The following is an 18,314-nucleotide window of genomic DNA, read 5'->3' as shown; positions in this document are numbered from 1 at the left end:
TTTTCCTTTTAAGCGTAAAATGAATTAGCTTTGGTTTTAATTTTGGAATGAGCGATTAAAATGTCACTTATATCTTCATCAAAGAACTCCGCTATGCTAAAAATTAAGAGAAAGCACACATAAAGCACAAAAGAGTTCAATATATCTAGCCAAGGTATCATAATAAAAGGCACAAATCCTGAGAGTAAAAAACTCTTAGCATTGAGCCAAAGAAATTTTTCTTTGGAGCTGATTTCTTTGAGATTAGAAACTGAAATACCAACTAATTGCATGGGGACTTCTTTTAAAAAATACTCATAAACCAGTTAGCTAAGGCTGGGGCTTTAAAAAAGATTGCAGCACCAATTGCAATAGCAAGCACGGTCATTAAAATTTCTTTCCATCTATCTAAATTTTTCCATATAAAAATAGCAAGTCCTAAAAAAATAACCATTAAAATGCCTTTAGCCGTAGGGCTAGTGAGCTGTTGTTCAATGGAATTAAAAAAGGTAGTCATATCCGCTTGTAATAAAAGAGGTGAAAAACCTAAAAAGGCGATAAGCTTTCTAAAATGCTTTAATTTTTTCATGTAATGTTCCTTTCTTTTTTAATCACGCAAAATTTTGCTAACACTTTGTAAGTATTTTGATTGAGCTTAAAATCTAAGTGATAAATAACAAGTTCTTCATCAAACTCTAAATTTTCTTCATTGACAACTTGCGTTAAATGAATGATTTGATTTTTTAAGGCTTGTGTCATTTCATAGGTAATAACCTTTAAAACACTGATTTGTTTGATTTGAGCTAAATTCAAAGGCTCTTTGTCTTTTAGTAGGGCAAACTCACTCTCAAAAGTAAAATGCCCTAAGCTATTTTCTAAATGCTTTTCTAGCAATGAAAAATCTTTATCCCATAAATAACTGCAAGTAAGCTCTGTTTGGCTCTCTAAGGTTTTTGCGATTGTCTCTTGTTCTTTGTTTGAATAAAACTTTTCTAAATGCTCTTTTACATTCAGCAATGTTTCATCAATTTGTATGGACTTCTTGTGTAAGATTAGTTCAATCATTGTTTTCCTGTTGTTATCCAATAAGCTTGTAGATTTTTTTGTAAAGCTTTTTCAAACAAATCCGCTAAAAACTTTTCTTGTGTTTCGGTATCCATTTGCGAAAAATCAATTTGTAAAATCAGTTTGCTGTTTTTCTTATTGAAACAAATATTTAAAGTTGTGCTTGGTGTCATTCTTAAGCACTCTCTTGAAAGTAGTTTGAAACTTTGGGTGAGTTGTTAATAGGTTCGCCTACACATTCTTTGTCTTTTAAAGCCTTTAAGAGATTTTTCTTCACAATGGCTGTTTGATAGAAACAAAGATTAGAAGGAATGTCTTTGTTTGTTAAATCCTTGTAGGATAAAGTGTAAGTGGTATTAGGATTAGAAATAGGCGTGAATTTTAAAACAACATTATTAACTATTTGCATAAGCTCTTGGCTAGGAATATGCATAACACATTCTTTGTTGTTAATTTTTACTCTCTCAATTTCTTTGGCAAACTTTTCTAAGAAACGCATAATCTGTAAGAAAAAAGGCGATGGGATATTGTTCTTTTGATTAGCTCCTACGTAGTTATAGCCCTCTAATTCTCTGTAATCTTTAAGATACACATACAAGTATCTTTGTTTTCCTTTAATGACTTCAATAAAACCTTGCTCTTCTAATATATTGACATTCTTTCTTAGAGTTCTTGCTACAACTTGCAAAAACATTTTGGCGTAATGTCTATCTAGGGCAATCTTATTAGACTTAGCATTAAATGCGAGCTTGTAGAGTATGTCTAATAATCTTTTAGCTCCTTGTCCGCCTACAAAGCTTATAGAACCTTGCTCATGCATAATGCTAGGATTAAAGAGTTTGTAGTCTAAATCTTTTTTAAATTTGAAATAATGCTCATGCGTGTTTTTAGCATAAGCAAGATTTGCCTTATAAAGTGTGTTTAACTCATCTTTATCTAAATTAGGTTTTAATGTCTTTGCCATAGTTTTCAAGTCCCTTTCTATGAGACTTAAAGACAGAAACTAACATTCTAGTAAGAATGAAAATTGGAATTTTTCTTTAGAATTTAACCGAGTGTTAAACATCAAATTTTAAAACAAACTATAAAAGAGTTTAATTTCAATCCAATTCTTTAAGGCGCTTTAATAATTCTTCTTCATTCAAAACGCTCACGCCATGTTTTTGCGCCAGAGCGAGTTTTGAGCCGGGGTTTTCTCCAGCGATTAAAAAATCGGTTTTAGCGCTCACGCTTGAAGAAATTTTTGCCCCTAAATTTTCCAATGTTTGAGCGTATTCTTGCCGTGGTTTAGAAAGCGTGCCGGTTAAAACAATCGTTTTATTATTGAAAACAGAAGAGCTCTTTTGCTTTTCTTCAGCCATATCGCTGTTTTTAGGGTTCAACAAATCAAATAACGATCGGATAAATTCCTGATTGCTCGCATAAAAATTGACTAAAGAGCGCGCCATTTCCACCCCAAAGCCTTCCATTTCTAAAAACTCGGCTTCGCTTTTTTCTAACACATTTAAGCCGTATTTGGCTAGCGTTTTACTCGCTCCCTTACCAATATGCTCAATCCCTAAAGCGTTGATCAAACGCCATAAAGGAGGGTTTTTGCTTTTTTGGATAGCGTCTAATAGATTTTGAGCTTTTTTGCTTTTGAATTTGTTTAGCCGCATTAAATCCTCCAATTTTAAAGCATACAAATCCAAAGCGTTAACAATGAGTTTTTCTTCAAAAAGTTGCTCTATGACTTTATCGCCCAAGCCTTGAATGTTTAAAGCGTCTTTAGAAGCGAAATGAATCAAGCTTTCTTTCAACCTTGCTGGGCAATTAAGGTTTTGGCAATAAGTAAAAATCTCTTCGCACAAAAGCTCATGCGAACATATGGGGCAAACTTTGGGGCGTTCAATTTTGTGTTGCGAGCCGTCTCTGTAAGATTCTAAAGGTTTGATGATTTTAGGGATCACATCGCCGCTTCTAATAATGACGACCCTATCATTGAGCATGATATTCTTTTTTTCAATTTCAGAATAATTGTGTAAGGTCGCTTTCGTAATTATAGCTCCAGCGATTTCTACAGGCTCTAAGAGAGCGACCGGTGTGATTGCCCCGCTGCGCCCCACTTGGTTGATGACTCCTACGATTTTGGTGTGTTTTTCTAAAGCCGGGAATTTATAAGCGCAAGCGAATTTAGGGGATTTTTGCGTGTAGCCTAGCTCCTTTTGAATATCCAATTCATTCACAACGATCACCATGCCGTCTAAAAGGGCAAAAAAGCCCTCCCTTTCTCTAATCAGGGTGTGGTAATTGTCTTCTATTTCTTGGTGGTTTTTGTTTAGGCTTAAGTATTGAATAGAATTAAAACCTAGCGAGACAATAAAATCCAAACACTCCTTAAAGCTCAGGAAATTTAAAGAATGCTTGCCCACGCCCCAAGGAATGAATTGCAATTTACGCTTTTTAGTGATTTTGCTATCAAGCTGTCTCAAACTCCCTGATGCGGCATTTCTAGGGTTAGCGAATAGGGGTTCGTTAGCGTCTAGGCGTTCTTTATTTAAAGCGTCAAAATCCTTTTTAGAAATGATCACTTCGCCCCTGATTTCTATTTCTCCATCATAAGCGATAGCGTGAGGGATATTAGCGATGTGTTTGGCGTTTGTAGTAACGAGTTCTCCTTCTAATCCGTTACCCCTAGTGGTCGCCTTCACTAGCTTGCCATGTTGATACAAAAGATTGAGCGAAACCCCATCAAGTTTGGGTGAACACACGAACGAAGCGCTAGGGTAGGTTTTTAAAATGCGTTGCAACCACGCTTGCAATTCGTTTTGATTGAACACATCATCTAAGCTCCACATCCGCATTAAATGGGGGTTTTTATTGAACGGATTAGTGGTAGTAGCCCCCACTTTTTGGGTAGGGGAATTCGCTTGAATATCATTAGGGTTTTCTTCTTCATAAGCTTTTAATTCTTGGTAAAGTTCATCATAGACTGCATCGCTTACGATCGGCTCATCAAGGTTGTAATAATGGTGCGATAGGGTGTTTAAATATTCAATTCTTTCTAAATATTCTTTTTGGCTTTTTATCATGTTTGTAAAAACCTTTTAAACTAAATTAGGGTAGTATTATAACATTTAATCTTTGATAGGGCTTTAGGGGAAATTAGGTGGTAAGAGACATTGACAAAACGACTTCATTGCACTTAAACAACGAAGTGCAATTTCTATGCTTTAGATTAGATGCAGAAAAAGACGCCCAACTTTATGGCTTAAATATTTTTAAGATCCGAGAAATTATCCATTATGACGGAGAGGTTACAGAGATTCTTGGGGGGAGCGATGGCGTGATGCTTGGGTTTCTTAGCGTTAGGGGCGAGTCTATCCCTTTAGTGGATGTGAAAAGGTGGTTGCATTATAACGCTAGTGATCCGATTCGTGATCTGAAAGAATGCAGCGTTAAAGATGACCATAATTTGGTGATCGTGTGCCATTTTTCTAACCACTCCATCGCTCTAAAGGTTTTAAAAATTGAAAGGATTATTCATAAAAATTGGACTGAGATTAGCGCTGGGGACAAACAAGGCATTAATGAAGAAGGTAAGCTTAGCGCTATCACCCGTTTTGATGAAGAACGAGTGGTGCAGATCTTAGATGTGGAAAAGATGATTAGCGATGTTTTCCCTAGTTTGAAGGATTTAGACGATTTGACTTTGCGTTGCATCAAAGCCATTCAAAGCCAAAAACTCATTTTAATCGCTGAAGACTCCTTAAGCGCTCTTAAAACCCTAGAAAAAATCGTTCAAACTTTAGAATTGCGTTATTTAGCCTTTCCAAACGGGAGGGAATTGTTGGATTATTTGTATGAAAAAGAACATTACCAACAAGTTGGCGTGGTCATTACGGATTTAGAAATGCCTGTTATTTCAGGGTTTGAAGTGTTAAAAACCATTAAAGCTGATAGCAGAACCGAACATCTTCCTGTGATCATCAATTCGTCCATGAGCAGCGATTCTAACCGCCAGTTAGCCCAATCTTTAGAAGCGGATGGTTTTGTGGTAAAATCTAACATTCTTGAAATCCATGAAATGCTTAAAAAAACGCTTTCATAAATTTAATTTTTGTTTTAATTAAAGGGATAAAACATGCGAAGTCATTTTTGCACAGAAATTAGTGAAAAAGATGTGGGTAAAATCATCAAAGTGGCCGGGTGGTGTAACACTTATAGAGACCATGGAGGCGTGGTTTTTATTGATTTAAGGGATAAAAGCGGTTTAGTGCAACTAGTCTGTGATCCTAGCTCTAAGGCTTATGAAAAGGCTTTAGAAGTCAGGAGCGAATTTGTGCTAGTGGCTAAAGGGAAAGCGCGTTTAAGAGGACCTGGGTTAGAAAACCCTAAACTAAAAACGGGTAAAATTGAAATCGTTTTAGAAGAATTAGTCATTGAAAATAAAAGCGCTACCCCACCGATTGAAATTGGCAATAAAAGCGTGAATGAAGATTTGCGCTTGAAATACCGCTATTTGGATTTGCGCTCTCCTAATTCTTATGAAATCTTTAAATTGCGCAGTGAAGTGGCTTTAATTACTCGTAACACTCTAGCCCAAAAGGGTTTTTTAGAGATTGAAACCCCCATTTTATCTAAAACCACGCCTGAGGGGGCTAGGGATTATTTAGTGCCAAGCAGGGTGCATGAGGGCGAATTTTTTGCGCTCCCTCAAAGCCCGCAATTATTCAAACAGCTTTTAATGGTGGGGGGAATGGACAGGTATTTTCAAATCGCTCGTTGCTTTAGAGATGAAGATTTAAGGGCGGACAGGCAGCCGGAATTCACGCAAATTGATGCGGAAATGAGTTTTTGCGATGAAAATGACGTGATGGGCGTGGTGGAATATTTGTTGCAAGAGATTTTTAAAGCGATTGGGCATACTATTTCTACACCTTTTAAACGCATGCCTTATAAGGAAGCGATGGAAAGTTATGGGAGCGACAAGCCGGATTTACGCTTTGAATTGCCTTTAATAGAAGTGGGGGATTGTTTTAGGGACAGCTCAAACGCTATTTTTTCTAATATCGCAAAAGATCCTAAAAACCAACGCATCAAAGCTTTGAACGTTAAAGGGGCTGATGCGCTTTTTAGCCGCAGCGTTTTAAAAGAATTAGAAGAATTTGTGCGCCAGTTTGGGGCTAAAGGCTTAGCGTATTTACAGATTAAAGAAGATGGGATTAAAGGGCCTTTAGTTAAATTTTTAAGCGAAAAGGGGCTTAAGAATATTTTAGAAAAAACTGGTGCAAAAACTGGGGATATTGTCTTTTTTGGAGCCGGGGATAAAAAAATCGTGTTAGATTACATGGGGCGCTTGCGCTTGAAGGTAGCTGAAACGCTTGATTTGATTGATAAAGACGCTTTGAATTTCTTATGGGTAGTCAATTTCCCCATGTTTGAAAAAACCGAAAACGGCTATCATGCCGCGCACCACCCTTTTACGATGCCTAAAAATATAGAATGCGAAGACATAGAAGAGGTTGAAGCGCATGCGTATGATGTGGTACTTAATGGCGTGGAGCTTGGTGGGGGGAGCATAAGGATTCATAAAGAAGAAATGCAAAAAAAAGTCTTTGAAAAAATCAATATCCACGAAGAGGAAGCGCAAAAGAAATTTGGCTTTTTACTAGAAGCGCTAAAATTTGGCGCTCCTCCTCATGGGGGCTTTGCGATAGGATTTGATCGCTTGATCATGCTAATGACTAAATCTCATAGCATTAGAGATGTGATCGCTTTCCCTAAAACGCAAAAAGCTTCATGCTTATTGACTGACGCTCCTAGCCCCATTAATGAAGAGCAACTAAGAGAATTGCACATTCGCTTGAGAAAATAATTTAAAAGGATATGATATGAAACAACTATTTTTGATTATTGGAGCCCCAGGGAGTGGTAAAACCACTGATGCAGAGCTTATCGCTAAGAATAACAGCGAAACAATCGCTCATTTTTCTACTGGGGATTTACTCAGGGCTGAGAGCGCTAAAAAGACCGAGCGAGGTTTATTGATTGAGAAATTCACTTCTCAAGGCGAATTAGTACCTTTAGAAATTGTGGTAGAAACGATCCTTGCAGCGATTAAAAGCTCTAGTAAAGGGATCATTTTAATTGATGGCTATCCCAGGAGCGTGGAACAAATGCAGGCTTTGGATAAGGAATTGAACGCTCAAAACGAAGTGATCTTAAAAAGTGTGATTGAAGTTGAAGTGAGTGAAAACACCGCTAAAGAAAGGGTTTTAGGGCGCTCTAGGGGGGCTGATGATAATGAAAGGGTGTTTCATAACCGCATGCGGGTGTTTTTAGACCCCTTAGTGGAAATCCAAAACTTCTACAAGGCTAAACGCTTGCATAAAACCATCAATGGTGAAAGAAGCATTGAAGAAATCGTGCATGAAATGCAAGAATATATTTTGTCTTTTGGGAATTAAATGCGACCTGTGATCTCTGTCTATATCATTTCTTTAAAAGAAAGTCAAAGGCGTTTGGATACTGAAAAACTTGTTTTAGAATCCAATGAAAAATTTAAAGGCCGTTGCGTTTTTCAAATCTTTGACGCTATTAGCCCTAAACATCAAGATTTTGAAAAACTCGTTCAAGAGCTTTATGATGCGCAAAGCATGTTAAAATCCGATTGGTTCCATTCTGATTGGTGTTGTGGAGAATTATTGCCCCAAGAATTTGGGTGCTATTTGAGTCATTATTTTTTGTGGAAAGAATGCGTTAAAACAAACCAACCGGTCGTTATTTTAGAAGATGATGTAGCGCTAGAGTCTAATTTTATGCAAGCCTTAGAAGATTGCTTGAAAAGCCCTTTTGATTTTGTCAAGCTTTTTGGGTGGTATTGGAATTTTCATAAGACCAATTTGTGCACGCTCCCCCTAGAGAGAGATGCTGTAGAATCTGTGGGAGAGACACCCATTGAAGATCATGAAAAGACTGAAGAAGCTGAAACGCCTATTGAAAATCATGAAGTTACCCCCCCCCCCCCCAATCCCGCACAAGATACGCAACAAGACTCTATTATTGAAACGCAACAAGAAGAATTATCTAAGTCTTGCAAAATAGCGTCCCAAAAAATCTCTTTTAATCCAGTGATTTTTAGAAAAATTAAAAGAAAGCTCAACCGCTTCATTGGAAGCATTTTAGCTCGGACGGAAGTGTATAAGAAACTCGTAGCAAAATACGATGATCTCACAGGAAAATACGATGATCTCACAGGAAAATACGATGATCTCACAGGAAAATACGATGATCTCACAGGAAAATACGATGATCTCACAGGAAAATACGATGATCTCACAGGAAAATACGATGATCTCACAGGAAAATACGATGATCTCACAGGAAAATACGATGATCTCACAGGAAAATACGATGATCTCACAGGAAAATACGAATCTTTATTGGCAAAAGAGGTAAACATTAAAGAGACCTTTTGGGAAAGGCGTGCTGATAGTGAAAAAGAAGCGCTATTTTTAGAGCATTTTTACCTCACTAGCGTGTATGTGGCTTCTACGGCAGGATACTATATTACGCCTAAGGGCGCTAAAACTTTTATAGACGCCACAGAGCGTTTCAAAATCATAGAGCCGGTAGATATGTTCATAAACAACCCCACTTACCATGATGTCGCTACTCTTACTTACTTGCCTTTGCCTGTTTCTTTGAACAAGCATTGCAAAATCAGCACCATCCAAAATCTAAAAAAATCCGACATTTCATTGATTGGCCCTAAAAAATCTTATTTTGATAATCTTTTTTATGATCAATTAAACACTAGAAAGTGCTTGAGGGCGTTTCACAAATACAGCAGACGATACAATCATTTAAAAACCCCTAAAGAGGTTTAAAAAGAGCGGGCTTTATGTTAGAATAAGTCTTTTTATTTTAAAGGAGTTTGCAATGAATTTAGACCAATTAGAAGTGAGCCATGACGCTGATTCTTTGTGCGTGGTGATTGAAATATCCAAGCATTCTAATATCAAATATGAATTGGATAAAGAAAGCGGGGCTTTAATGGTGGATAGGGTGCTTTATGGGGCGCAAAATTACCCCGCAAATTATGGCTTTGTACCTAACACTTTAGGATCTGATGGCGACCCTGTAGATGCACTTGTTTTAAGCGATGTGGCTTTTCAAGCCGGAAGCGTGGTAAAAGCGCGCTTGGTTGGGGTTTTGAACATGGAAGATGAAAGCGGGATGGATGAAAAATTACTCGCTCTGCCCATAGATAAGATCGATCCCACGCATTCCTATGTCAAAGATATTGATGATTTATCCAAACACACCTTAGATAAAATCAAACATTTTTTTGAAACTTACAAGGATTTAGAGCCTAATAAATGGGTGAAAGTCAAGGGGTTTGAAAACAAAGAGAGCGCGATTAAGGTTTTAGAAAAAGCGATAAAAGCCTATCAAGGCTAAAGATTTTAAAGGGTTTTGGCTCAATTAAGCGATAAAAACCCTTTTTAACGCTCTTTTAAAAAGGCTTTGTTCTCATTGAGCGTTGGTATAAAATGGCTTTAGGGTAGTTTAAAGCGGATTTTTGTATCAATTCCAATCAAACAAGCGTTAAAACCTATAATTTAACGATTTTAACCCCACTGCCACCTAAATTAATGGGAGCGTCGCTAAAACTTACCACTTTGGGGTGGTTTTTTAGAAATTCTTTCACAAACTTTTCTAAAATCCCGCTCCCTTTGCCGTGGCAAATCAGCACCTCTTCAAAGCCCCCTAAAAGCGCATCGTTTAAAAAAGCGTCTAATAAATCCAGGGCTTCTTCGCTGCGTTGCCCCCTTAAATCAAGGCGCAAGCTCGCTTCTTTAGGTTTAGGAATGATGGTTTTAGGGGGTTTGAATTTGTTTTTAGGGGGTTTTTGGATTTTTTTCAACAAACTCCCATGCGCTTTCAAGCGCATGCCAAGATCGGTTTCTATCCAATAATAGCCCTTGTCTAAAATTTGCATAACCAGCACGCTTTCATTTTTATAGCGCGCTTTTTCGTTAATTTGAAAGCTTGTTATTGTTTGTGGGATCTCTTGGTCTGTTTTATGCTTGTTTAAAATCTCGCTCGCTTTATGGATTTCTTTATGCATGGAGCTGGTATCTTTTGAAGCAACTTCGCTTTTTAAGATGTTTAGGGCTTGCTGGTAGGATTTTTCCAATTCCAATTTTTTATGGTGAAAGATTTCTTTTTGTTTTTCCATTTCTAAAAGCCATGCGTTTTTTAAATCTTCTTGCTCTTTTAAAGCGTTCTCTAAACGTTCATTTTTTTGCTTCAATTCCCTTTCTAGCGCGCTGGAATTTTCAATCAAAACGTTCAATTTTTCCTTATCTTCGCCATAGAAGGCTTTCGCTTTTTCAATCAAAAAATGCGGCACGCCATAGCGTAAAGCGGTTTCAAACGCATAGCTTTTGCCAATAACCCCTTTTAAAAAAGTGTAAGTGGGCCGTTCTTTTTCCTCATCATAAAGAGCGGCTAGTAATTCCACTTCTTGGTTTTCTGCCATTAACACGCTCAAGCGTTTGTGGTGCGTGGTGATAACGATTTGGTTGTTTTGCTTAAGCAATTTTTCTAACAGGGTTTTATACAAGCTGCTCGCTTCATCAGCGTCAGTCCCTAGCTCAATTTCATCAACGCCTAAAAGCATGTTTTCTTTGGATAAAAGAGCGCTAAATTGCTTCATTCTGCCTGCAAAAGTAGAGATATTGTTCGCGCTGTTTTGGGGGTCGTTGATAATGGCGTGGATTTCTTTGAAATAGGGGATAATGGAATGATGAGCGTTGATTTTCATAGGAATGAGATGCTTACTCAAAAACGCTGCGCTTAAAAGCGATTTTAAGAGCATGGTTTTCCCGCCCGCATTCACGCCAGTAACAGCGAGCATGGATTTTTCAAACTTCAAATTTAAGGGCTTTGGTTCTTTTAAAATGGGGTGCGAAAAGTTTTCTAAAACCATTTTTTTTTGCGTAAAGCTTGGCATGACGAATTCTAAATTGTAGGCTTTAGCGAAATTAAGTCTGGCTTGCAAGCTGTCTAAAAAATCAAATTCTTTAAAAAGGAATTTTAAAAATAAAAGGTGTTTTTGTAAGCTACGGCTTAGAGTTTGACACATTTCAACAATACAGCAATCTATTTCATTACCAATTTGTGCGATTTTTTGGGCGATTTTTTGCGCGCTCTCAGGCAAAAGATAGAAATAGCCATTAGCGCTCCTTTCTAGCACAACGCCTTTGATCGCGCTAGAAAACCCGCTTTTTAATAAAAGGCATTCATGACCATGCTTAAGGTGGCTTTGCGTATCCACTAAATAAGGAGCAAGCTCTTTAGAGTGGGCGTAATGGTGAATGATTTTTACGCTCTCTTTTTTAAGGCGGTTCAAACTTTCATTCAAAGCGTCTAAAGTGGCGTTAGCCCCTTGTTTGATTTTGCCTTCATCATCCAATAAAGCGAGTAGATCATTAAAAAAAGGGGGCAGGACAATAGTGTTAAGGCGTTCATGAAATTTTAAATGCGTGAAAGTTTTAAAAGCGTTTTGTAAAATGACAATGTAGCGCAATCGTTTGACAATCTCAAAAATTTCATCTAAATGGAGCGTCCCTAATTTGGTGAGCTTGATAAGAATAAGATCGCTTTCTTTCATGCTTTTTGGTGTGGGTAAACCGATTGCATCCACTTCAGTTAAATAAGTGAAAGTTTGCTTGAGATCGTTTTCTAAAGCAACAGTATCTCTTTCTTTGGCAAAAAAGGTTTTAAAAAGAGCGATAAACTCTTTTAAATCCAGGCTTTCTTCTAGGGGTTTGGGTGGGGTATTATTATTATTCATCATTAAGGTTGGATTAAGGGATCTTTTTGAAGCGTCTGACAAGAATCCAAATCCACAAGAACATCTTTCATAGGGGTTTGTTTTTTGCCTAAAAAGCTCAAAGTCCCGCTCACTAAATTAAAGGTTTGATTATTGACTTTAATGCCTTTACACAACAGGGTTTCCCCCCTTAAAAACGCTCTTTGCAAAGCGATTTCTTGTTGGTTTTGCTGGTTTTGTTGATAAGTATAAACGCTGATACTTGCCCCTATAATCCCTACGATTACAAAAGCTACAAGTTTTTGTTTGGGGCTTGCTAAACCAAAATCCCTTAAAACTAAAAACAATAAAACTAGCGTTAAAAATAAAACAACCGCTACGCCCATTACATTTCGCCTCTCAATTGGTAGGTAATATCCCCCGCTCCAAAGCCTATCACAAACCCTTTTTCAATCGTTTCTATTACCTTATCATTGACTAACAGTTCTAAAAAATCACCTTTTTTACGCACCCTGTCTATAAAGGTGGGGTTATAATGCTTAAAATGGGCTTTCAAATCAATGTCTCTTTTGACTTCACTCGCGCTATAAACAGGCAAAATGATCAACCGGTCGCAATGCTCTAAAAAACATTTTTTAAACTCTTCTAAATTATCCATTAATCGAGAATATTTGTGCGCTTGCCAGATCACTACAATCTTTTCTTGCGTGTTTAATAAATCAGCATAAATCCTAGCGCTTTTTAAAGTGGTGCTGATTTCAGTGGGGTGGTGGGCGTAATCGTCAATGAGAATGAGCGCGTTTTTTTGCAAAATATCAAAGCGTTTTTTAATGCCTTTGAAATTCAATAAATTATTTCTAATTTCTTCTAAATGCAATTCATCTAAAGCGCTTAAAATCGCCAAACTCGCATTCGTAGCGTTATGTTCACCTAACCCCCACACCAAAAAAGCCCCCAAATCTTTCAATTCAAATGAAGTGTAAGGCTCGCCGTCTTTTAAAATGTATTGGATATTATGAATGTCTTTTTTTTCTAAAACAATGGCGTCTTTAGAATAGTTTTTTAAAAAAGGATCTTCTTTATAGATCACTCTTTTTTGAGCATGATCTAAAAAATATTTATAAGCAAAGAAAAAGCGCTCCAAGTCGTGGTCATAATGCTCCAAATGTTCTGGCTCTGTGTTAGGCACAATCGCGCAAAAAGGGTTGGAAAATAAAAAACTTGAATCGCTCTCATCGGCTTCAAAAACCAAGCTCATATCCGCGCTCTCTCGCACATTGGAATCAAACTCTTTAGAATGCGCCCCAATAATCGCTCCAAAAGCGGGGCAAATCGCGCTCAACATGGCCGTGATACTGCTCTTTCCATGAGCCCCACACACGCTAAAAACGCGCTTGTCTTTAAGGATAGAATACAAAGCGTCTTTACGAGACAAAATAGGGATTTCTAGTTCCTTAGCCCTTTGTATTTCGGTATTGTCTTCTTTAATAATGGCTGAATGGATAATGACATCTTGATGGTTAATCGCCTTTGGATCATGCGGGATATTAACCTCTACGCCTAAAGCTTTCAAATATTTAACGCTAGGGCTTATGGCAATATCAGATCCGCTGATTGTAGCCCCTTGAGCTTTAAGGTATTTGGCTAAGCCTGAAATGCCAATCCCCCCTATACCGATAAAATGGATCTTGCAATCTTGCAAGTTTTTGAGTAAAACTTTTGGGGTTTCAAGCATGATTTTCTCGGTAAGCTTCTATGATTTCTAAAGGCTTTTCTAAAAGGGGGGTGTCATAGACAAGGGCTAAACGCGCATAGTCAGCACCGATATGATTACGCCCTAAATACAAAGCCGGTAAAGTAGTAATGCCTTCGTTTTGATAAAGCGTTTTAGCAAAATTTTCGCCATCTTTAACGGGCAGATACACATAAAAACTATAAGGATAAATGAGCGTGTCTTTAAAGATTTTTCGCGCTAGTTTCAAATTATTCGCATAAATATTGCGGAAAAATTCTGCATGTTTATCATCTAGCCAAGCCGCTTCACTGGCCTTTTGGATCGCATTAGCACTCGTATAGCCTAAATAGGTGCGAAACGCTTTGTATTTTTCTAAAAGGCTGCTGTCCCCAGCGATAAAACCACTCCTTAGCCCTGGAGCGCTAGAGCGTTTGGAGAGCGAATGGATCACTAAAACATTTTTAAACGCTTCATTACCAGCCAGCATGCAAGCTTCTAAAAGCGAAGGGGGAGGCGTATTTTCATAAATTTCACTATAACATTCATCATTGATTAAAATAAAATCATGTTTTAAGGCGAGTTTGACCCAAGCGATCAATTCTTCTAAAGAAAGGGTTCTTCCGGTGGGGTTGTTAGGGGAATTTAGGATCACTAAATCCACTTCTTGCAACTCTTTTTCATTCAAGCTTGGCGTGAAACCATTTTCTTTAGTTAAGGGCATTAAAAGGCTTTTAGCTCTAGCGAATTGGGCTGATCCTTCATAGATTTGATAAAAGGGGTTAGGGTAGGCGATAGTGGGGTTTGGATAGTCAAATAAAACAAAACTAGGGAAATTGAATAACACTTCCCTAGATCCTAGCGTGGAAACTAATTCGTTTTCTTTCAATTCTATCTTAAAACGGCGTTTAAAAAAACCCTTTTGAGCCGCCCTCAAACCCTCTTCAAACGCGCTTTTAGGGTAGATATTGAGCGAATGGGTGTGGTTTTTAAGAGCGTCTTGAATGAATTTGGGCGTTTCAAATCGCGGCTCGCCGATGCCTAAATCTAGCCCCCTTTTTTTAGGGGTGATCTCTTTAAACAAGGCTCTTAATCGTTCAAAAGGATAAGGCTCAAAAGTCATAGGGCTACTTTAATTTAAAATGGAATGGTTAATCTTACCTAAAATTTAAGCGTTTATCATTGAAAGCGTTAAAAAAGAGCGAAAGAGAACATAAAAGAGAGCGCATAAAAGAGTATAATAGCGCATAAGAATTTAACTGATGAAGAGGTTTGATGCTAGAAAATAGAGTTAAGACCAAGCAAATTTTTATCGGTGGCGTCGCTATAGGGGGTGATGCTCCTATTAGCACGCAAAGCATGACCTTTAGTAAAACCGCTGATATTGAAAGCACTAAAAATCAAATTGACCGACTCAAACTCGCTGGGGCTGATTTGGTGAGGGTGGCGGTGAGTAATGAAAAGGACGCTCTAGCCTTAAAAGAATTGAAAAAAGTGTCTCCTTTGCCTTTAATCGCTGATATTCATTTCCATTATAAATTCGCTCTCATTGCCGCTCAAAGCGTGGATGCGATAAGGATTAACCCCGGAAACATCGGCTCTAAAGACAAAATCAAAGCGGTGGTTGATGCTTGTAAGGAAAAAAACATTCCTATAAGAATTGGCGTGAATGCCGGGAGTTTAGAAAAGCAGTTTGATCAAAAATACGGACCCACCCCAAAAGGCATGGTAGAAAGCGCTTTGTATAACGCCAAACTTTTAGAAGATTTGGATTTTACCAATTTTAAGATTTCTTTAAAAGCGAGCGATGTGATGCGCACCACAGAAGCTTATAGAATGCTACGCCCTCTTGTGATCTATCCTTTCCATTTGGGGGTTACTGAAGCGGGTAATCTTTTTAGCTCCAGCATCAAATCCGCTATGGCTTTAGGGGGGCTTTTAATGGAAGGCATTGGGGATACGATGCGCGTATCCATTACAGGGGAATTAGAAAATGAAATCAAAGTGGCTCGAGCGATTTTACGCCATAGCGGGCGTTTGAAAGAGGGGATTAATTGGATTTCTTGCCCCACTTGCGGGAGGATTGAAGCCAATTTAGTGGATATGGCGAGCAAGGTAGAAAAACGCCTAAGCCACATTAAAACCCCTTTAGACATTAGCGTGATGGGTTGCGTGGTGAACGCTTTGGGTGAAGCCAAGCATGCAGACATGGCGATCGCTTTTGGGAATCGCAGCGGTTTGATCATTAAAGAGGGTAAAGTCATTCACAAATTGGCTGAAAAGGATTTGTTTGAAACTTTTGTGATAGAAGTGGAAAATTTAGCTAAAGAAAGAGAAAAAAGTTTAAAGGATTAGGCATGATGAATAAATTTAAAAATTTTGTGAGCAACTACCAGCAATCTAATAGCTATAAAGAGCCTTTAGGTTTTGGCATTGCTAGGGTGGATATTGCCCCTATTTCCAAAAAGATTTTATGCGCCACTTACCCCATTTTGAATTGGAAAGAGGAAAATCTAGGCTCTTATGCGGTGTTTTGTAATTCGCTTTCTAAAGACAAAATCCTAAAAGAGAGTGCGAGCGAGCGCGTCGTTGAGATTGATGAAAGTTTTGTGTTAAAAGCGCTAGAGTTTTATACGCCCTTTTTGAATGAAGCCTACTCTAATAAAATGGCTCATAAAAATATCCAAGTGGTTTTAGAGCTTTTAAAGGCTTTAGAGGAAAATCGTTTGAAAAATAGCGATGGGGAGTCTCTTTATCGCTTGGTGATCTTGTTTGAAGATAAGCCTTGCGAGAGCGTGGAGAGCGCGTATATGAAACTTTTAGCGCTTTCTTTAGGGAAAGCCCCTTTGAGGAGTTTGAATTTAGAGGGTATTTTTAACCAGCTTTCTAATGCGGCCTGGAGCGGTAACAAGCCTTATGAATTAGAATGGCTCAGAATGAACGAAGTGGCTTTAAAAATGCGAGGCCATTTCCCTAGCATTGATTTTGTAGATAAATTCCCGCGCTATTTGATGCAATTGATCCCTGAGTTTGATAATATCCGCTTATTGGATAGCTCAAAAACGCGCTTTGGGGCGTATTTAGGGACCGGAGGTTACACTCAAATGCCCGGGGCTAGTTATGTGAATTTTAACGCAGGGGCTATGGGAGTGTGCATGAATGAGGGGCGCATTTCTTCGTCAGTGGTGGTGGGAGCAGGCACTGATATTGGTGGAGGCGCGAGCGTTTTAGGCGTTTTAAGTGGAGGGAATAACAACCCCATTAGCATCGGGAAAAATTGTCTGCTAGGGGCTAATAGCGTTACCGGAATCAGTCTAGGCGATGGCTGTATTGTGGATGCAGGCGTTGCGATACTAGCCGGGAGCGTGATAGAAATTGAAGAAAATGAGTTTAAAAAACTTTTAGAAGTGAATAACAATTTAGAAAAGCATGCGAACAATCTTTACAAAGGCAAAGAGCTTTCCGGAAAAAATGGCGTGCATTTTCGTTCCAATAGTCAAAATGGCAAGCTGATCGCTTTTAGGAGCGTGAAAAAAATTGAGTTGAATCAAAACCTGCATTAAGGATTAAAAGAATGCTCAAACAAAGTTTGTTATGGCTTGTTTTTTTAATCTTACAGCTTAGCGGCGCTGAAGAAAACAATCAAGCCCCAAAAAACACGCCCCCTGAATTAAACCCCGCTAACGCTAAGGGCGCGCCAAACCCTAACACCCAGATCACCCCTAAAAACGATAACTCCAATCTATTAGACAAATTAGGATCGCCTGAAAACGCTCAAACCGAGCTTTCTGCCGGTATTGATTTGGCTAAAAAGGGCGATTATCAAGGGGCTTTTAAGCTTTTTTCCCAATCGTGTGATAACGGCAATGCGGCCGGGTGTTTTGCGGTAGGGGCGATGTATGCTAATGGGGTAGGGATCCAAACCAACAGACTAAAGGCCGCTCGCTATTATGAAATGGGTTGCAGTGGGGGCGATGCGACCGCTTGTGCGAATCTGGCTCAAATGTATGAAAACAAGAAGAATGCGGATACGAACGATAAAGAAAACGCTTTGCAATTGTATGCGGTGGCTTGTCAAGGGGGGGATATGCTCGCATGCAATAATTTGGGGTGGATGTTTGCTAACGGGAGTGGGGTCCCAAAAGATTATTACAAAGCGATAAGTTATTATAAATTTTCATGCGAAAATGGGAATGATATGGGGTGCTATAATCTGGGTTTGATGTCTAATGTGAATAATATTTATGGCATTGATAAGGCGCAGCTCAGTCAAGTGGATTTGAATTATTTGGCTTGTAACGCGGGGGATATGATGGGGTGCGCGAATTTGGGCTGGATTTATGCGAATGGGGATTTAGGGGCTCCTTTGAATAACCACTACGCGGCGAAATATTTCCAAATGGCATGCGATGGGGGGATTTTGGGGAGCTGTAACAATTTAGGCGTGCTGTATCAAAAGGGCTTGGGCGTGCCTCAAGACGATCAAAGGGCTTTGGATTTATTCTCGTATGCATGCGATAATGGTTTTGAGTCAAGCTGTCGTAATTATGGGAATTTCAAAGAGCATTTATTGCGCGTGAATCCTAATTACGGGCGCTTGTTCATGCCATACAATTCTTATGAGATACCCTAGTAATAGCCAAACTCTTTCTTAAGGGGATAGAGGGTATTTTGAAATCATTCTCGCCCCATAACTAAAACCCCCCTAAAGAT

18 protein-coding genes are annotated in these 18,314 nt (G+C 38.6%); 8 read left to right on the top strand and 10 right to left on the bottom strand.

All coding sequences use genetic code 11. The annotated features are described in order from the left end of the window. Positions 1-8 precede the first annotated feature (8 nt). From EAL87_RS05810 to ligA, 6 genes are all read right to left on the bottom strand, one after another. On the bottom strand, positions 9-272 hold the full coding sequence (locus EAL87_RS05810; RefSeq protein ID WP_001177716.1) for a hypothetical protein: 264 nt from the start codon (positions 270-272) through the stop codon (positions 9-11). Between the two features lie 11 nt (positions 273-283). Beyond that, positions 284-568: a TrbC/VirB2 family protein gene (locus tag EAL87_RS05805; RefSeq protein ID WP_120909869.1), complete on the bottom strand. Its 285-nt coding sequence runs from the start codon at positions 566-568 to the stop codon at positions 284-286. Continuing rightward, positions 565-1,044 (bottom strand): hypothetical protein, encoded by a 480-nt coding sequence (locus tag EAL87_RS05800; RefSeq protein ID WP_120913632.1) that lies wholly within the window; start codon positions 1,042-1,044, stop codon positions 565-567. The genes EAL87_RS05805 and EAL87_RS05800 overlap by 4 nt, the downstream gene beginning before the upstream one ends. Next, positions 1,041-1,217, bottom strand: a complete 177-nt coding sequence (locus tag EAL87_RS05795) for a hypothetical protein (RefSeq protein WP_100961331.1) — start codon at positions 1,215-1,217, stop codon at positions 1,041-1,043. Before EAL87_RS05795 ends, EAL87_RS05800 begins: the two co-directional genes overlap by 4 nt. 2 nt (positions 1,218-1,219) lie before the next feature. Beyond that, complete coding sequence (locus EAL87_RS05790) at positions 1,220-2,008, bottom strand: integrase (RefSeq protein ID WP_120913630.1); 789 nt, start codon at positions 2,006-2,008, stop codon at positions 1,220-1,222. A gap of 136 nt (positions 2,009-2,144) precedes the next feature. After that, a complete protein-coding gene (gene ligA / locus EAL87_RS05785) occupies positions 2,145-4,115 on the bottom strand; it encodes an NAD-dependent DNA ligase LigA (protein WP_120913628.1) in 1,971 nt (656 codons plus the stop codon). A 77-nt stretch (positions 4,116-4,192) separates the two neighbouring features. Between ligA and EAL87_RS05780 the strand changes: the two genes are divergently transcribed. The 5 genes from EAL87_RS05780 to ppa are packed head-to-tail and all read left to right on the top strand — an operon-like array spanning position 4,193 to position 9,489. Beyond that, a complete protein-coding gene (locus tag EAL87_RS05780; protein ID WP_120913626.1) occupies positions 4,193-5,134 on the top strand; it encodes a chemotaxis protein in 942 nt (313 codons plus the stop codon). Positions 5,135-5,167: 33 nt separating this feature from the next. Continuing rightward, entirely contained in the window at positions 5,168-6,901 is a 1,734-nt protein-coding gene (gene aspS, locus EAL87_RS05775) for an aspartate--tRNA ligase (RefSeq protein ID WP_120913624.1), read from the top strand. Between the two features lie 16 nt (positions 6,902-6,917). Beyond that, positions 6,918-7,493: an adenylate kinase gene (locus tag EAL87_RS05770; protein WP_120913622.1), complete on the top strand. Its 576-nt coding sequence runs from the start codon at positions 6,918-6,920 to the stop codon at positions 7,491-7,493. A 9-nt stretch (positions 7,494-7,502) separates the two neighbouring features. Then, the gene (locus EAL87_RS08250; protein WP_240444242.1) at positions 7,503-8,915 is read left to right on the top strand and encodes a glycosyltransferase family 25 protein; all 1,413 of its coding nucleotides are present in this window, start codon (positions 7,503-7,505) and stop codon (positions 8,913-8,915) included. A 52-nt stretch (positions 8,916-8,967) separates the two neighbouring features. Beyond that, positions 8,968-9,489, top strand: coding sequence for an inorganic diphosphatase (gene ppa, locus EAL87_RS05755; RefSeq protein WP_001047002.1), 522 nt, complete (start codon positions 8,968-8,970; stop codon positions 9,487-9,489). 154 nt (positions 9,490-9,643) lie between these two features. Here the strand turns inward: ppa and EAL87_RS05750 are convergent, their stop codons facing one another. From EAL87_RS05750 to EAL87_RS05735, 4 genes are read right to left on the bottom strand one after another with little or no spacing between them, the layout of a single operon-like run. Further along, the gene (locus EAL87_RS05750) at positions 9,644-11,893 is read right to left on the bottom strand and encodes an endonuclease MutS2 (RefSeq protein ID WP_423750104.1); all 2,250 of its coding nucleotides are present in this window, start codon (positions 11,891-11,893) and stop codon (positions 9,644-9,646) included. Then, positions 11,893-12,255: a hypothetical protein gene (locus EAL87_RS05745; RefSeq protein ID WP_120913618.1), complete on the bottom strand. Its 363-nt coding sequence runs from the start codon at positions 12,253-12,255 to the stop codon at positions 11,893-11,895. The genes EAL87_RS05750 and EAL87_RS05745 overlap by 1 nt, the downstream gene beginning before the upstream one ends. Beyond that, positions 12,255-13,604 carry a UDP-N-acetylmuramate--L-alanine ligase gene (gene murC, locus EAL87_RS05740; protein ID WP_120913616.1) on the bottom strand — a complete coding sequence of 450 codons (1,350 nt, stop codon included), beginning with the start codon at positions 13,602-13,604 and terminating at the stop codon, positions 12,255-12,257. The genes EAL87_RS05745 and murC overlap by 1 nt, the downstream gene beginning before the upstream one ends. After that, positions 13,597-14,724 carry a succinyldiaminopimelate transaminase gene (locus tag EAL87_RS05735; protein ID WP_120913614.1) on the bottom strand — a complete coding sequence of 376 codons (1,128 nt, stop codon included), beginning with the start codon at positions 14,722-14,724 and terminating at the stop codon, positions 13,597-13,599. The genes murC and EAL87_RS05735 overlap by 8 nt, the downstream gene beginning before the upstream one ends. A 152-nt stretch (positions 14,725-14,876) precedes the next feature. On the opposite strand from EAL87_RS05735, the gene ispG reads away from it, so the two are divergent. The 3 genes from ispG to EAL87_RS05720 are packed head-to-tail and all read left to right on the top strand — an operon-like array spanning position 14,877 to position 18,234. Then, entirely contained in the window at positions 14,877-15,956 is a 1,080-nt protein-coding gene (gene ispG / locus EAL87_RS05730) for a flavodoxin-dependent (E)-4-hydroxy-3-methylbut-2-enyl-diphosphate synthase (RefSeq protein ID WP_120913612.1), read from the top strand. Between the two features lie 2 nt (positions 15,957-15,958). Continuing rightward, positions 15,959-17,164 carry a 2,3,4,5-tetrahydropyridine-2,6-carboxylate N-succinyltransferase gene (locus EAL87_RS05725; RefSeq protein WP_120913610.1) on the top strand — a complete coding sequence of 402 codons (1,206 nt, stop codon included), beginning with the start codon at positions 15,959-15,961 and terminating at the stop codon, positions 17,162-17,164. 11 nt (positions 17,165-17,175) lie between these two features. Continuing rightward, on the top strand, positions 17,176-18,234 hold the full coding sequence (locus EAL87_RS05720; protein ID WP_120913608.1) for a tetratricopeptide repeat protein: 1,059 nt from the start codon (positions 17,176-17,178) through the stop codon (positions 18,232-18,234). The last annotated feature ends 80 nt before the right edge of the window (positions 18,235-18,314 follow it).

Origin of the sequence: Helicobacter pylori (assembly GCF_003636935.1) — a bacterium.
GTDB classification, from domain to species: Bacteria; Campylobacterota; Campylobacteria; order Campylobacterales; family Helicobacteraceae; genus Helicobacter; species Helicobacter pylori_CH.
The sequence above is the reverse complement of the archived record's forward strand: the minus strand, read 5'-3'. Positions and strand labels throughout refer to the sequence as shown.

Excerpts from the sequence above, each read along its gene's own strand:
- EAL87_RS05810 (WP_001177716.1), bottom strand. The coding sequence starts at position 272 with ATGCAATTAGTTGGTATTTCAGTTTCTAATCTCAAAGAAATCAGCTCC.
- EAL87_RS05805 (WP_120909869.1), bottom strand. The coding sequence starts at position 568 with ATGAAAAAATTAAAGCATTTTAGAAAGCTTATCGCCTTTTTAGGTTTT.
- EAL87_RS05800 (WP_120913632.1), bottom strand. The coding sequence starts at position 1,044 with ATGATTGAACTAATCTTACACAAGAAGTCCATACAAATTGATGAAACA.
- EAL87_RS05795 (WP_100961331.1), bottom strand. The coding sequence starts at position 1,217 with ATGACACCAAGCACAACTTTAAATATTTGTTTCAATAAGAAAAACAGC.
- EAL87_RS05790 (WP_120913630.1), bottom strand. The coding sequence starts at position 2,008 with ATGGCAAAGACATTAAAACCTAATTTAGATAAAGATGAGTTAAACACA.
- ligA (WP_120913628.1), bottom strand. The coding sequence starts at position 4,115 with ATGATAAAAAGCCAAAAAGAATATTTAGAAAGAATTGAATATTTAAAC.
- aspS (WP_120913624.1), top strand. The coding sequence starts at position 5,168 with ATGCGAAGTCATTTTTGCACAGAAATTAGTGAAAAAGATGTGGGTAAA.
- EAL87_RS05770 (WP_120913622.1), top strand. The coding sequence starts at position 6,918 with ATGAAACAACTATTTTTGATTATTGGAGCCCCAGGGAGTGGTAAAACC.
- ppa (WP_001047002.1), top strand. The coding sequence starts at position 8,968 with ATGAATTTAGACCAATTAGAAGTGAGCCATGACGCTGATTCTTTGTGC.
- EAL87_RS05750 (WP_423750104.1), bottom strand. The coding sequence starts at position 11,893 with ATGATGAATAATAATAATACCCCACCCAAACCCCTAGAAGAAAGCCTG.
- EAL87_RS05745 (WP_120913618.1), bottom strand. The coding sequence starts at position 12,255 with ATGGGCGTAGCGGTTGTTTTATTTTTAACGCTAGTTTTATTGTTTTTA.
- murC (WP_120913616.1), bottom strand. The coding sequence starts at position 13,604 with ATGCTTGAAACCCCAAAAGTTTTACTCAAAAACTTGCAAGATTGCAAG.
- EAL87_RS05735 (WP_120913614.1), bottom strand. The coding sequence starts at position 14,724 with ATGACTTTTGAGCCTTATCCTTTTGAACGATTAAGAGCCTTGTTTAAA.
- ispG (WP_120913612.1), top strand. The coding sequence starts at position 14,877 with ATGCTAGAAAATAGAGTTAAGACCAAGCAAATTTTTATCGGTGGCGTC.
- EAL87_RS05725 (WP_120913610.1), top strand. The coding sequence starts at position 15,959 with ATGATGAATAAATTTAAAAATTTTGTGAGCAACTACCAGCAATCTAAT.
- EAL87_RS05720 (WP_120913608.1), top strand. The coding sequence starts at position 17,176 with ATGCTCAAACAAAGTTTGTTATGGCTTGTTTTTTTAATCTTACAGCTT.